General features: G+C 41.1%; 14 protein-coding genes. 8 read left to right on the top strand and 6 right to left on the bottom strand.

The genetic code is table 11. The features are described from left to right. Positions 1-501 precede the first annotated feature (501 nt). The 6 genes from IQ230_RS17880 (at position 502) to IQ230_RS17900 (ending at position 5,891) form a co-directional block, all read left to right on the top strand. On the top strand, positions 502-1,311 hold the full coding sequence (locus tag IQ230_RS17880) for a DNA adenine methylase (RefSeq protein WP_193933633.1): 810 nt from the start codon (positions 502-504) through the stop codon (positions 1,309-1,311). Positions 1,312-1,652: 341 nt separating this feature from the next. After that, a complete protein-coding gene (locus IQ230_RS17885; protein WP_193933634.1) occupies positions 1,653-1,934 on the top strand; it encodes a Mo-dependent nitrogenase C-terminal domain-containing protein in 282 nt (93 codons plus the stop codon). Positions 1,935-2,082: 148 nt separating this feature from the next. Beyond that, positions 2,083-2,217: a hypothetical protein gene (locus tag IQ230_RS27450; RefSeq protein WP_265576228.1), complete on the top strand. Its 135-nt coding sequence runs from the start codon at positions 2,083-2,085 to the stop codon at positions 2,215-2,217. A 101-nt stretch (positions 2,218-2,318) separates the two neighbouring features. Continuing rightward, positions 2,319-4,040: a tetratricopeptide repeat protein gene (locus tag IQ230_RS17890; RefSeq protein ID WP_228055102.1), complete on the top strand. Its 1,722-nt coding sequence runs from the start codon at positions 2,319-2,321 to the stop codon at positions 4,038-4,040. Between the two features lie 24 nt (positions 4,041-4,064). Continuing rightward, positions 4,065-5,165 (top strand): SAM-dependent methyltransferase, encoded by a 1,101-nt coding sequence (locus IQ230_RS17895; RefSeq protein ID WP_193933635.1) that lies wholly within the window; start codon positions 4,065-4,067, stop codon positions 5,163-5,165. Positions 5,166-5,750: 585 nt separating this feature from the next. Further along, complete coding sequence (locus IQ230_RS17900; RefSeq protein ID WP_193933636.1) at positions 5,751-5,891, top strand: hypothetical protein; 141 nt, start codon at positions 5,751-5,753, stop codon at positions 5,889-5,891. A gap of 498 nt (positions 5,892-6,389) precedes the next feature. On the opposite strand, the gene IQ230_RS17905 is transcribed toward IQ230_RS17900, so the two are convergent. After that, positions 6,390-7,616, bottom strand: coding sequence for an HhoA/HhoB/HtrA family serine endopeptidase (locus tag IQ230_RS17905; RefSeq protein WP_193933637.1), 1,227 nt, complete (start codon positions 7,614-7,616; stop codon positions 6,390-6,392). A 566-nt stretch (positions 7,617-8,182) separates the two neighbouring features. Further along, positions 8,183-9,025 carry a prephenate/arogenate dehydrogenase gene (locus IQ230_RS17910; protein ID WP_193933638.1) on the bottom strand — a complete coding sequence of 281 codons (843 nt, stop codon included), beginning with the start codon at positions 9,023-9,025 and terminating at the stop codon, positions 8,183-8,185. Between the two features lie 63 nt (positions 9,026-9,088). On the opposite strand from IQ230_RS17910, the gene IQ230_RS17915 reads away from it, so the two are divergent. Continuing rightward, entirely contained in the window at positions 9,089-9,694 is a 606-nt protein-coding gene (locus IQ230_RS17915; protein WP_193933639.1) for a DUF1517 domain-containing protein, read from the top strand. An 80-nt stretch (positions 9,695-9,774) separates the two neighbouring features. Next, a complete protein-coding gene (locus tag IQ230_RS17920; protein ID WP_193933640.1) occupies positions 9,775-10,686 on the top strand; it encodes a hypothetical protein in 912 nt (303 codons plus the stop codon). Positions 10,687-10,844: 158 nt separating this feature from the next. Here the strand turns inward: IQ230_RS17920 and aroF are convergent, their stop codons facing one another. The 4 genes from aroF to IQ230_RS17940 form a co-directional block, all read right to left on the bottom strand. Then, entirely contained in the window at positions 10,845-11,906 is a 1,062-nt protein-coding gene (gene aroF / locus IQ230_RS17925; RefSeq protein ID WP_193933641.1) for a 3-deoxy-7-phosphoheptulonate synthase, read from the bottom strand. 266 nt (positions 11,907-12,172) lie between these two features. Then, entirely contained in the window at positions 12,173-12,649 is a 477-nt protein-coding gene (locus IQ230_RS17930; protein WP_193933642.1) for a PAM68 family protein, read from the bottom strand. A 15-nt stretch (positions 12,650-12,664) separates the two neighbouring features. Beyond that, the gene (gene rpsO, locus IQ230_RS17935; RefSeq protein ID WP_099699602.1) at positions 12,665-12,934 is read right to left on the bottom strand and encodes a 30S ribosomal protein S15; all 270 of its coding nucleotides are present in this window, start codon (positions 12,932-12,934) and stop codon (positions 12,665-12,667) included. A 73-nt stretch (positions 12,935-13,007) separates the two neighbouring features. Next, positions 13,008-14,699, bottom strand: coding sequence for an alpha-amylase family glycosyl hydrolase (locus tag IQ230_RS17940; RefSeq protein WP_193933643.1), 1,692 nt, complete (start codon positions 14,697-14,699; stop codon positions 13,008-13,010). Positions 14,700-14,895: the final 196 nt, after the last annotated feature.

Here is a 14,895-nt window from a genome sequence, read left to right on the forward strand (position 1 = left end):
CTGATTGAGGTGTCACCTTGTGTGTATGCCTTAACTATTTTTTCTCGCAAGTCGAGCGAGTACGGTTTCATTAGACTTCATTTGTGTACTCCTCTTACTGTACCTCATAAACTTGCAATAGGCTGTATTACTTAACACCAGATGAAAACTTGCATGCCACAAATCGTTATGTCATTTAGGAATCCAAGAATTCTACTAAAAAAGCATTGCCAGAGTTAAGTGATATTCAAGATGGTCTTTTCAAGTTGATTCTATACTCAAATATAGATTCTCTACAGCTCAACGGTCAGCAAGTTTCGTTTACTACAAGATTGAAACTTACAGGTAAGGGAATAAAAGAATACATTGTTTTGCCATGTTCTCTAGAAGCGTTGGAAAGATTTCTCTCAATCAACTCGACTGTACTCACTAAAATAAGGCAAGATCTTGTCAGAAAGCTTCTACTTGAAGTACAGAGAAATAGTAATATTGAGATTGAGATCAGAGCTAATCATTAACATCATGTCTAATATTAAAAGCCCACTTCGTTATCCAGGGGGTAAATCAAAAGCTCTTAGCCAAATAATTCCACATATTCCTTTAAATATTACTGAGTACAGAGAACCTTTTGTAGGAGGTGGTTCTATCTTCCTGGCAGTAAAGCAGTTACTGGGCAATAGAGTAAAGTTTTATTGGATCAACGACTTAAACTATGATTTGTGCTGTTTTTGGGAATACGCTCAAGATGATATAGAATCTCTTGTGGCAAGAGTCACAGAAATTAAGCAAAAATATGCAAATGGCAGAGAGATATTTACCTACTTTACTCGTGAGGATTTACAACTTAGCAAATTTGAGCGAGCGGTAAGATTTTTTGTATTGAATCGTATTACTTTTTCTGGAACTGTTGATTCGGGTGGCTATTCACAGCAGGCATTTGAACGTAGGTTTACAGATTCATCAATTGATAGATTACGGCAAGTTTCTCCTTTACTATCGTCTGTTTACATTACTAACAAAAATTACGAAGATTTATTGAATCAGGATAGAGATGGAGTCTTTTTATTTCTTGATCCACCCTACTTCAGGGCAACAAAATCACGGCTTTATGGCGTAAGAGGAGGTTTACACACTTCCTTTGATCATGAACGCTTTGCCATAAATATGTGTAAATGCCAACACAGATGGTTAATTACTTACGATGATTCTCCAGAAATAAGAAAACTGTTTAACTTTGCCAAAATCACCGAATGGACTCTTCAATATGGCATGAATAACTATAAGCAAAAAGTTGCTGCCCAAGGTAAGGAATTAATTATCAAGAACTATTGAGATTAACTGTACTTGGGTTGTTTACCGATTACCTCAAAGTCCCGCCTCATGGACAGCTTATTCGATTCTAGTAACAGAGATTTAAATGACTAAGCTGAGTTTTTCTGAGAGGTTTAGTCAGTAAAGTTCAGAGATTTTCTGTAACGACAGATACAAAATTTTCGATTACTTTAGAAATAGCAAGGTAGTTCCACCTAAATAGCTACCTCCAGAAATAGTTCAACTACAGTTTATCAACTCAAGTTGCGTTTCAGGGACTTTAATAGTTCCCAAAGATTCTTATGAGCAAGTAATAGGTGGAATACCAACAACAATAGTGGCACAAAAAGGGGGTACAACAAATGTCTAGCTTAACTTTAATGGTTCCAAGGCTAAAGCTACTGCAACCAACACGCCAATTTCTTGAATCGATAGAAATTCGCAATCCCCAAGTAGCACGATTATTGTGCCGTATTATTCCTAATCGCTGTCCTTTTGAGAGGGAAATCAAATTGTTTAACTATACAATCCTTCACATTCCACCGTTGTGCAAGTTGAATCCTTTTTACGAACAAGTGATGCTTTTGCGCTTCAAGTGTTTGTCCTATTTAGCTGACGAGTTTGGCGAAGTAGTACTTGGGTAGTATTGGCAGCATTTGATTCTGTCTCAAGTTAATCCACAGGTTTGCTTGTGACTTGATGAATAAGTTGTTTGTTCAACATAAATTTGGTTAGGCGGCAACAGGATAAACAGAAAAACTTGATGCTGTACGGGTAAAGGAGTTATTCACAATGCATCTTTGTATTTCCGTTGGAACAGCACTTCAGCTTTTTGCCATAGCTGATCTCGCTTCAGTAATGCTGTTACTAGCACTTGCTCAATTTGGCTCAGTTGCGATCGCAACTATAGAAGATATCTATCGCTGATCGCCAAAGAAGTCAGCAAATAAACATCAAAATTTACCAATTGCATACTAAACCACAAGCTGAGCTAGTGAAGTATTTCATAACAGCTAGTTCAGTTTGACATGTCTAGCACAAATGAGGTGACACAGATGAACCGAACGACATTTTTCTTAAGTCTACTGATCGTATTCGGATTATCAGAATGGACTGCTACACCAATGCAAAAAGCGATCGCATGTCAATCGAGCGGTCATTATCATACTGAAGTGGGCGATCGCAAATTACCATTATTAAATCTTGGCAGTCACAACTATCAGATTTCAACTCATAATCCTCTTACTCAACGTTACTTTAATCAAGGACTAATCCTGGCTTACGGATTCAACCATGCTGAGGCAGAGCGCTCTTTCCGCGAAGCAGCAAGACTCGATCCCGACTGCGCGATGTGTTATTGGGGAATTGCCTTAGTTTTAGGTCCAAATATTAATGCACCGATGGATGATGCTGCAGTTCCCAAAGCATATGCGGCATTGCAAAAAGCACAAAATTTGGCACCTAAGGCAAGCCAAGCGGAGCAAGCATATATCCAAGCACTTGCAAAGCGTTATGCTCCACAGCCAGTTAAGGATCGTACTTCACTCGATCAAGATTATGCCAAGGCTATGCGCGAATTGTCCCAGCGCTACCCTAATGACTTAGATGCAGCAACACTATATGCTGAAGCATTAATGGATCTCACACCTTGGAATTTCTGGACGAAGGACGGACAACCAACAACCTACACGAACGAAATTGTATCAACACTCGAATCAGTTTTGCAGCGCCATCCCAATCATCCAGGAGCTAATCACTACTATATTCATGCTGTTGAAGCATCACGAACTCCAGAACGAGCAATACCCAGTGCACAACGGCTAGAGACACTCGTACCTGATGCTGGACACTTAGTACATATGCCGTCACACGTTTACTGGCGAGTAGGACGCTACTACGATGCTGTACGGATCAACGAACGTGCTATTCGAGTAGATGAAACACATGGTGTCGGTGGAACTCGCGATCAGAATGCGCACAGCTACTATGCATTGGCGTACTATCCGCACAACATCCACTTTCTCTTTGCAGCAGCACAGATGTCAGGGCGTAGCACTCTAGCGCTCGAAGCCGCGCGGAAGTTAGTTACTAAAATTCCCGATCGTGCCTATCAGGATGTTCCTGCTTTGGAAGACTTCAAACCAATGCCACTATTTGCCTTAGCGCGCTTTGGTAAATGGCAAGAAATCCTTCAAGAACCACAGCCTGCATCACAACTGCAATATACCACGGGAATGTGGCACTGGGCGCGAGGTTTAGCATATGTGCGGCGCGGGAATCTCGATAAAGCAAAGTCTGAGTACGCACAGTTACGCAAAATTGCCCAGACAGATGCAATGAAAAAGCTGACTTTAGCATCATTTCCTCAAGCATCAACGCTGTTAGATATTGCCTCTCACGTACTAGCATCGGAACTTACTCAGGCTCAAGGGCAAACAAATGAAGCGATCGCCCAACTTAAAAAAGCAGTAAGTATTCAAGATAGTCTGAGCTATATCGAACCACCATCTTGGTATTACCCCGTACGTCATAACTTGGGCTACACCTTACTAAAAGCAGGTCAGGTACAGGAAGCCGAGGCTGTTTACCGCGAAGATTTAAAACAATATCCACACAACGGTTGGTCGCTATTTGGACTTGTACAAAGTCTACAAGCTCAAGGCAAAACAAAGGAAGCTCAAATGATACAACAACAATTTGCCGCAGCTTGGAAATATGCTGATGTCAAGTTGACTGCTTCTCAATTCTAATTACAACACAATAAGGAGAAACAGATGACTACACAGTCTGTTGCAATGCAACAAAAGGAAGCTTTGATTGAGCGATTGCTGAAATCAGTTGCAGGTACTTTTGATATTTTCACAATTTACATTGGTGACCAACTGGGTTTTTATCGAGCACTTGCTGAAGGCTGGTTAACTTCAACGGAACTAGCAACTCAAACTAACACGATTGAGCGCTATGTACGCGAATGGCTCGAACAGCAAACAGTTACAGGTATCCTAGAAATTGATGATGAAAACGCACCTGCAAAAACACGACGCTATCACTTACCTGCGGGACACGTTGAAGCACTCCTCGATCGCGATAGTCTGGATTATCTAACTCCATTAACTTATATGTTGGTAGGTGTGACACGCCCCTTAACCTCACTATTAAATGCCTACCGCAGCGGTGGTGGCGTACCCTATCGTGAATACGGAACTATGTTCCGTGAAGGACAAGCTGCGATTAACCGCTCGATGTTTCTCCAGCAGTTGGGAACTGAATGGATTCCGGCAATGCCTGATCTTCATGCTCGGTTGCAAGCCGATCCTCCTGCGCGGATTGCAGATATTGGTTGTGGTGGAGGTTGGTCGAGTATTGGGATTGCGCAAGCATACACCAAGGTGCAAGTTGATGGTTATGACTTGGATACTCCTTCAGTTGAATTAGCGCAGCAAAATGTCCGAGAAGCGGGATTAAGCGATCGCGTAACAATCCATCATCATGATGTTAGTAACCCTATCCTGACGCAGCAGTATGATTTAGTCACTGCTTTTGAATGCATTCATGACTTGGGTAATCCTGTAGGCGCACTTCAAACCATGCGGCGTTTAGTAGGAGACAATGGTGCAGTTCTTATTGCAGATGAGCGGGTTGGCGATCGCTTTACAGCTTCTGGCAATGATATAGAATGGATGATGTACGGTTGGAGCGTTTTACACTGCTTGCCAGTAGGTATGGCAGACGACGGCGAATATCACTGTGGTGGAACAGGTACCGTGATGCGAACCGATACCTTACGGGGTTATGCCCAAGCCGCAGGCTTTCGTGACATCGAAATTCTACCCGTTGATAACTTCTTTTTCCGATTCTATCGTCTGTATCCTTAATAACTGACATTATGGCATCACTACGATCTACAAGCCAGCAGATCGTAGTGATGTTTGCTAAGTTCACTCATTGGGTGGGGTAGGCAAGATGCCTACCCTTTTTTACTATTTCAAATTAACTTTCTCTGTGCTCTTCGTTATCAAACTTGTATTGGGTAACATTGCACATATGTAATGTAAAGTATTCAATTTTTGCATTTATGGCTTAGGTTTGCGTTGAGTATTGCAACATTAAGTGACTAAAATTAACATTAGGTAAGGCTTTAGCTATCTAAAATATTAAATAGTAGTCTTTACAAAGATCCGACACATATTCTTCATATGACTGTCATAAGCAGTTGGTAGTCTAATATTGTTCGGTGGTAGCGCACTTAGTTACTTATCATCTGATTTTTTAAACAAAACTTTAAATTCTATTTGCAATTATTTATTTAGTAGAAAAGTCATGACTTTTGTTCAGTAGCTCAAAGTTTTAATTTTTTAAACATTAGATTGTTGTTTGAATTAACTTCATTGTATTCTCAGGAGAATAGTATGTTTTTTACTCAAAGTTTTAAATACCGCTTTCCTTTGATAATAGAATCTATGACAATATCTTCCTTGCATCGTAGTTTAAAAAATTGGATTCGCCGAGAGATTGTTGATGACGATCCTTACGATGTAGAAAGTTTGTTTCCCGAAGTCAATCAACTTGAGAATTGGACAGCAAGAGAGTTGCAAGATTAACTTTGCTTTTTCATATAAGATTTACTAGTTGTATCCATCGGTGCATCGAACTTTTTTACAATAATGTAGTGAGTCTTTGTTCTCCTGATCTAAGACATAGTTTGTAGCTATAGCAACGGGCAGGCAATATTCCTACCTCAAGTTTCATGTTTGACTTAGTGAGCCTACCTTATAGAGCACAATAAATGGTGTTTAGACTCACCTAATGCTTGTGCAATTCAAACTATGAATAGATTGTTTATGAGGAAGACACGATTTTTGAGCCGTGAAATTAAATCATAAATTCTAAAGCTCAAAATAAGTAATTTTTTGGTTATGTATCATTTCTTTTTTGCATTCTTTTTAGTAAGTTTAGTCACTATGTTTGCTTTTACAGCGATCGCCTACTTGTTTCCTCAAGATTAGCTTCACTCCATTACGCATATAAGAAAAAACAGGGGCGAAAACACTCGTCCCTGTCAATTTTATCTATGAAGACATTTTCGCCTGTTGGTAGCTTTAATTTTGAGACTGTAGCTGACTAGGAAAAGCACCAGTATTCAAAGCGAGGTTAACATTTCTACCACCACGACTTACTTCTAGTTGTAATTGTCCGCCGACTCTGGTGTTTTCTACTGCTCTTTGGACGACTTCAGCTGTTGCTGCTTCTTGACCATTAACTCGACGAATCACATCACCAGCGCGAAGTCCGGCGCGGGCTGCGGGGGAACCTGGAAGAACTCTGACAATTAAAACGCCACGATCTTCAGTAATCCTTAGACCATTGTTGGGATTACTATTGATTTCTTGTCGTAACTCTGGCGATAAAGCTACCATCTGAACTCCAACGTAGGGATGTTCAACTCGACCATTCGCAATCAATTGGTTGGAAATATTTTGTGCAGTGTTAATTGGAATTGCAAAACCTAAGCCTTGAGCACCGCGTAGAATTGCGGTATTCATCCCAATAACTTCACCACGAGCATTGAGCAAAGGTCCACCTGAGTTCCCAGGATTAATGGCTGCGTCAGTTTGAATAAATTGTACGCGCTTATCAGCAACACCGACTTGATTACTAGTACGACCTGTTGCACTAATAATACCAGTTGTTACGGTATTGTCTAATCCTAAAGGATTACCGATCGCGATCGCAAATTCTCCTGGACGCAGTTGATCTGAGTTACCCATTGTTAATGTCGGTAGTTGATCTGCATCAATTTTAATTACAGCAACATCTGTTACCGGATCTGTGCCCAACACTTGACCAGTAAAGCGGCGTCCATCGTTGAGAACTACACTGACACTACGCGCACCATCAACAACGTGAGCATTCGTTAAAATGCGTCCATCTGCACTAATAATAAATCCTGAGCCTGTTCCTTGTTGCACTCTTTGTTGCGTTCGGGGAATTTGCGAACCAAAGAACCGCCGGAAAAACGGATCGTCAAAGACATCAGGAACTCGCGTAGTAACAGTTCGTGATGATTCAATGCGCACGACAGCAGGTCCGACTCTTTCGACAACATTAGCGACAAAGTTGGGGTCTGTTGTTGGGATAGGTGCTGCGATCGCGGGACTAATGGGTGTTGAGATCGATGATGAGTGCATTCGCGTTGCGAGATTACTTCCTGAAAAAGCAACACCCGCTCCCAGTAGCATCATTGATACGTAACTCGCTGTTTTCCGCCAGGGAGAAGTTGAGGAGTTGTGATGTAATTGTCTTGTTTCTTGTGGTTTGTTGTCCATATGTCTCACTTACAGCAAATCAATAATGACTAGATACAAAAATACAAATACTGTTTTAGCAAAGCTCTTTATAGATTATTGACTGTCTTGGTATCTTGATAGTTTCCTATTTAACTTAGTTTTAGTTTAAACAGCTACTATGTCATTTTTGTGACAACTTTATTGCACTTCAATGAAATTATTCTGAGTAACAGTTTTTGCATTCACGTTGAAAGATTATTGCTAATTCAATCAACACGTATTCACTTCTTAAAGGACGGAAAAAGATAGTATATCTTAACTTCTTTCCTATTTACTTTAGTATGCAAAGCACTTACTGTCGTCTTTTGCGGGTATCACTACTTGCCGTCATACAAATTTTGTCGTAAAGAAAACACTGAGTTTGTAGTTACAAAAAACTAAAATACGAGGAGTAGTTTGAGTACAGATGATATTTATGTAGTGTACCCAAATGACCGAACTGCTACCAGTTTTCATCGTTTTCATGTTAGTGCGATGATAACTTCATTTAATACATAAAATGTTGTTAAGGTAAACTGTTGTGAACCTAGTATTAAGATCAACTATCACTCTTTGAGAAAGCGAGTTCGGGCGGCATGTGTAGACTTTAATCGTTGTTCTAAAGCTTCCCAGTTTTCTTGCTCGACGATCGCAATCAAATCATCTAAGTGTTGGCGATAGTACTGTAGCGATCGCAGTAATTCCTGACGATTGTATCGTGCCATCATGACACCCAACTCTGAATTACCGCCACCAACGCGGCTTGTATCGCGAAATCCAGAACTGGCGAGATTTTGCGCTAAAGTTAAAACTTCAGGGTTACTTTCACTCATGCACGCTGCAATTAAATTAGTGCTCACCATCACTGGTAAGTGCGAAATCCAACTAACTGCACGGTCGTGATCTTCTGGGCGACAGTGGTAAATTTTTGCTTGGAGCGATCGCGCAACTTCCTCGACAATTTGCACTGCGCTTGCTGGTGTTGACGCAATGGGAGTTAACACATATGGATTATTGACAAATAACTGCTTTTGTGCAGCTTCAATTCCACTTTCCGTTTTTCCCGCCATCGGGTGTCCGCCAACAAAATTTTCCCACAACGGTGCGATCGCTTCCACGACGGGAACTTTTACTGAACCGACATCAGTTAGAACTGTAGCAGGAGATAAATGTGGAATCAGTTGTTGTACCGTAGGTAAAATTGCCGCAATGTGCGTACAAATAATGACGAGATCAGCAGGTTTGAGCGTTGTTAAGTCAACACTTGCTGTATCAACTGCACCACAAGCGATCGCTTGCTCGCAGGTCTGTTCTCGGCGACTGACGCCTAAAACACGGTATCCTTGCAATCTTAAATCTAAACCTAAAGAGCCACCGATTAAACCGAGACCAATAATGCCAATATTCATAATGGATGCTTTGTTAACTTAGTAGGCATTAAATCATTTTTGTAAATCGTGAGGATATGATAAATGAACGCATGGCGCGATCGCTTAAATCGGATGACGAATCGCACTCGCTTTGTTGTGTGTCGTATTTTTGTACATCTTGCGGGTTCTGATGTAGCACCACTCCTTGGAATATTAAATCGTACCGCACGCGAGGCAATTGATACAGAGGGCGATTTAGAAGTTCTAGGAGAAGGACTAGTAGAAGTTTGCCAAAGCCTACTACAATACGACGAATACTGGCTTTCTGCGGCTAATGAGGGTGATGTTTTTTGGGATGAAGGTGAAGCAGGCGATTACTTCAACGAGTTGTTTACTGACTCAGCGCAGCGTTACTTGAGTGAAGTAGACTTAGATGGTGCCGATTCTGACTTGAATGAACCATTATCGCTACCAGCAACTCGTAATGTCGTTGTTATGGTGACTGCGGCTTTTGAAGGTGAAGTTCCTGAATTAGAAACAAATTTAGCCGATGTTACCGCTCTCAAAGCTGGGTTAAAAGCTTTAATTAATTTGCATTATCAAGAAAAACTGCGAGGAATTCAAGTACATTTTTCTCCAGCGCAATTTGGTGATGAATTGACCAATGACCAATTGCTGCAATATTTTCCTGAGTTAGTTCCTTTGTAATCAATTGAAGTCCCTACAATAGCCAGATGTCGGAAGAGTTGAGATCCTGTTAATCTCGAAATAAGCTGATTTTTGAAAATATGATGACAATCTTGCGGCGAGTTACACTGATTTTTTTAACGATATCTTTGTGCTGGACAACGATCGCCTGTGGTGGTAGACCAGAATCTAACGCTTCACAGGTGAGAAATGTCGCTTCTCCAGTGACGACGAGTACTCGGCTGAGTGATGGACAATACCCTGTCCAGCAAGCTACTTACGATGATGCGACAGGAGAGTATAGTTTATTTTTACTCAATACTCCTCCTGGTACACCGCCAACATTTACTACCGCCAACTTGCAGATGGCGCGGCTAACAGATGAAGACATCAAAGCTGGTCAAAAAAGCTATCTCCAAGTAGAAAATGGTCAACCAGTACTGTACTTAACGGAAGACTTTAAAATCGAATACGTCCATAATGTTGCAGAAACTCAGACAAATCCCCAAACTGGACAGCAAGAAACTGTAGTTGTTCGTCGCGAGACGGGTTTTTGGTCGCCGTTTGCTGGTGCTTTAGCTGGTCAAGCAATTGGTAGTCTGTTGTTTAGACCGCAGTACTACGTACCGCCTCTGTATCGACCAGGAGCATCTGTAATTACAGGCTATGGTGGTTATGGTAGCTCTTATGGTCAAGCAGTTGACCGCTATCAATCGCGATATAACGCAGCACCGCTTGCAGAAAGAAATCGACGGTCTAATTTCCGCACTACAGGGCGCATCAGAACACCAAGTTATAGTCAACCGTCTACAACCACGCGACGGACTGCTCCGCGCACTACCACAACTAACCGTCCTAGTGGTTCAGGATTTGGTGCAAGTAACTTGCGTTCTGGTAATTCTAACTACAACAGACGTCCTTCTTCAGGAAGTTTCGGTAGCAGCCGTTCATTTGGCTCAAGCCGCAGCCGCAGTAGCGGTGGTTTCCGTAGTAGTGGTGGACGTCGCCGTTGAGGATAGAATGCGAGTGCGAATAAATTCGCTACTAGATAAACTAAGTCCACGGAGGTGGACTTCCTAAATAAAACTTAAACTTGAGAGTGTGCCTCCGCACACTTCGCTTGAGTAGCCCTGACTTTAGTCAGAGGGCGTTTGTGATTCATGCATGAAGTCTAACGTGACAACGCGATCGCTCTTTCTTGCCAACGCGATACAGCTTTACCAATAACACTGAGTTCTTGCATCAAGCTGTCAAAACGTTCTGGCGTTAAAGATTGCGGACCATCTGATAGAGCTTTTGCAGGGTTGGGATGGACTTCAATCATTAACGAATCAGTACCTGCTGCTAGTGCTGCTAGCGACATTGCCGGAACGTATTCTGCTTTACCTGTACCGTGGCTGGGATCGATCATAATCGGTAAATGCGTGAGCGATCGCAATACTGGAATAACTGCCAAATCAAGTGTATTGCGTGCATACTGACGATCAAAAGTCCGAATCCCGCGTTCGCATAAAATAACATTAGGATTTCCCGCAGCTAAGATATATTCAGCTGCCATCAACCATTCTTCAATTGTTGCAGACATTCCCCGCTTGAGGAGTACAGGCTTGGGTTGCGCTCCTACTTTTTTCAACAGCGAGAAATTTTGCATATTCCGCGCACCAACTTGAACGACATCTGCAACTTCAACAATTTTGTCCAAGTCAGCCGCATCCATGACTTCCGTAATGATTCCTAATCCACTTGCTTCGCGTGCTGCTGCTAATAGTTCTAATGCACTTTCACCATGACCTTGGAACGCATAAGGCGAAGTTCTTGGTTTATAAGCCCCGCCGCGTAGAAATGTTGCTCCTGCTGCTTGAACGCGCCGTGCTGTTTCGACAATCATTGCTTCATTTTCTACCGAGCAAGGTCCAGCAACAACTGCTACAGGATGATGTTGTCCAAAATAAACTGTACCGTTAGGGGTTTCAACTGCTACCTCGCTAGCTTCGCCATGACGAAATTCACGACTCACTCGCTTAAACGGCTGTTCTACGCGCAACACTTGTTCAATCCAAGGACTAATTTCTTGTAGCTGCAATGGATCTAGGCTTGCAGTGTCTCCCACTAATCCGATGACAACTTTGTGCTTGCCTACAATTTTTTCTGGTGTTAAACCCCACGTAGTAAGTTCTTCGCTTATACGTGCAATCTCGACTTCAGGAGAGCCGATTTTCATGACTACGATCATGTTAGTTCCTTGCTCAGTTGGTTGCTATTGCTCTATAAATAAACCCTACATAGTTAAAATATAGCGCTCTAGATAGGTGAGTTATGAGTTATAAATGTTGAAGTTTTGAGTGAGTAATGAATTATTCAACTGCTTGTGTCAATTATAATTAGCACTATTTTGCATAATTCTTTATTCTCTTCAACCTAGGCACACTGATTTTAGAGACTTGATCTAGCTTGTACGTCAAACCTCAAAATTCAGAACTTGGGATGAAATTAACTTAATCAAATTTCAGAACTCTTCTTCTGCCGCCTTGAGCGCCAAGCTGACAACATCCGACCCCAATTGCTGGTGAATTCTTGCCAGCCTAGCAAGCTTCCGACAGTTTCCTCATCCCAGGAAGCAGAAATAACGCCGTAAGATAAACCCAATACACCTAAACCAAAAAAGCCCGTGCTGACTAGCAAAACTGCTACAGTTGGCAATTTAAACCAGCCGTTGCTCACAATTAAGTAGCTGACAATAAATGTAGTCATACCTAATGCTGTCGGTACGCCACAAAAAGCTGCCATGCGTCGCGCCATGCGATCGCTCACCACTTTCGGTACTGCCATTTGTTCTCGAGTTACCTGTGGTTCTTGCTTGTTCTTAGTTTCTACTTCTTTACCTTTAACAACCGGAGCTTTTTTTGTTTTTGCCGTTTTTTGCCGTTTTTTACTAGGTTCAAAGGGCAAACGCTTATTTTCAGGTTCAGGTGTCATGAACTCAATTACTCCCTAACCACGAATACCGAGGCGACCAATGAGATTTTGATACTGTTCTCGATCTTCTGTCTGCAAATAGGATAACAGACGCTTGCGCTGACCAATTATTTTTAGTAATCCCCGTCGAGAAGAATGATCTTTCTTATTACTTTTGAGATGTTCGCTCAAACGGTTAATTCGCTCAGTCAGCATCGCAATTTGAACAGCTGCTGAGCCTGTATCGGTTTCGTGAACTTGGTAGCTAGAGATTAGCTCTTGTTTACGCTCTTGCGTCAAAGCCATGATTTACTCGGTTAAATAGATATAATGCAGCAATCTCTCATGTTATCACAGCCTTACCTAATCTGATTAAGTTTCAACAGACAGCAATCTGAAAATGATCCTCATCGGTGACAAATACTTTAGCTTCATACTCTGGTAAATCTATGTACAAGTTATTTTCTGAGACTTGCGCAACTGCATTGCTGATCCAATCGCGCCAATTTCCATCAGTGGGTAAGTTGTTCACACAATAGTTTGTGAGATGGCGATCGCCCAAATTCACCACAACGACAACACGAGAACCTGAATCATTCCAACGTTGGTAAGCTAGCAACTTGACGTCTGGATCTTCGTGGAAAAACTCAATATTTTCTGTATGTAAGGCAGAATTTTGGTTACGTAAGTTAATTAATTTCTGGTAATGTACCCACAAATTACGGTTTGCTGCATTTTCTAGCAATGACCATTTCAACGGATTCGGTTGATTTGGAGTTTGCCGTGTATCTTGACCAAATTCTTCCCCCATACTAATCATTGGGATTCCGACTGCGGTCATTTGGAGAACAACAGCTAATTTTGCTCGTTGGAATGCAGCAGCATCAAATATACCGCGATCGCCAAGTTCTACCATCAAGTGATTGCGATCGTGACTGGCTAAATAGTGAACAACATTTGCTGCATAAGAAAATCCTTGGCGTTTTGCATCAAGAACTTCTTTAAGCTGCTCTAGATTAAACGTTTTCCCACTTACATAATCTAAAACGAAAATCCGAAAACTTTCACGCCAGCAACCATCCATTGGTCCAGAATCAACAGTTACTTCTGGTGTTTCTGGGATATGTTCTCCCACGTTGTAAAAAGATTTCTTCCCAGCTACTTGTTTCGCCTGCTGTGCAATCCAATAAAGAAAGTCATAATTTCCTAACTGCTTCAAAGCATCAAAGCGAATTCCATCAATGTGATATTCTTCAATCCAAAAACGCACGACATCACCAACAAACTGCCAAGCAGGTTTAATGTCTAGTTCTTCATCGTAATACTCATAATTAAATTCAGGTCCCCAATAATTATCTGGATCGTCAGGGTTTTTGGCTGAATGATAATACCAGTAGTCACGATCAATCAATATCAAAGGACATTCTTCATCAGAATGCTTATAAATGCCATCAATAATGACTCGAATACCTCTAGCATGGCATTCATCGATTAATTGCTTTAAATCCATCGTTGAACCATAACTTGATTCTGTAGCGAAGAAATGCCGTACTTTGTAACCCCAACTATAACTTCCGGTAAATTCAGTTACTGGCATTAACTGAATAGTGTTAATTCCTAGGTCACTGAGATAATCTAATTTAGTGATGATATCATTATACTTTCCTTGTCTATCAGAGTTATTATCTCCTCTTGTAAAATCAGCAACGTGTATCTCATACAACACTATCTCTTGATTTTCAGGTAGCGCTTTATTATCGTACTGCCAGACATAATCATCGATGATTTTCTTTCCATCCTTGACTTGTAATACACTTGTACCTTCTGCTTCATTCACATCTGTACTATAAGGATCGATAACATCTACCCACTGCTCCACTTCAGAATTCGAGTTTAGCTGTTGAACCCGAAATTTATACTGATAAATGCCGTCTTCCAACTCAATAACAGTCTGAAAAAAACCTTGCTCATTCTTTGTCATGGAGATTTGGTTCCAGCTAGAAAAGGAACCCATTAATGCTGCTTGTTTATTACGAGGTGCAAAAAGCTTGAATTCTATTTTATTGGTCATAAAAGCTCGGTCTATTTTTAATGAATTGATTTTGAAAAAAATAGATAATTGCTTTGGTTGTTTTTCTTTGTTTTACATTAAAAAATAGTTTTTAATAGTAAACATATACATTACTAGAAGTGAACAAAAATATTTACACTATTTTTCGATGATGTTTGTTTATTGATTTTAAAATGTTTTTCCTACATGATTTAGT

Origin of the sequence: Gloeocapsopsis crepidinum LEGE 06123, assembly GCF_015207655.1 — a bacterium.
GTDB classification, from domain to species: domain Bacteria; phylum Cyanobacteriota; class Cyanobacteriia; order Cyanobacteriales; family Chroococcidiopsidaceae; genus Gloeocapsopsis; species Gloeocapsopsis crepidinum.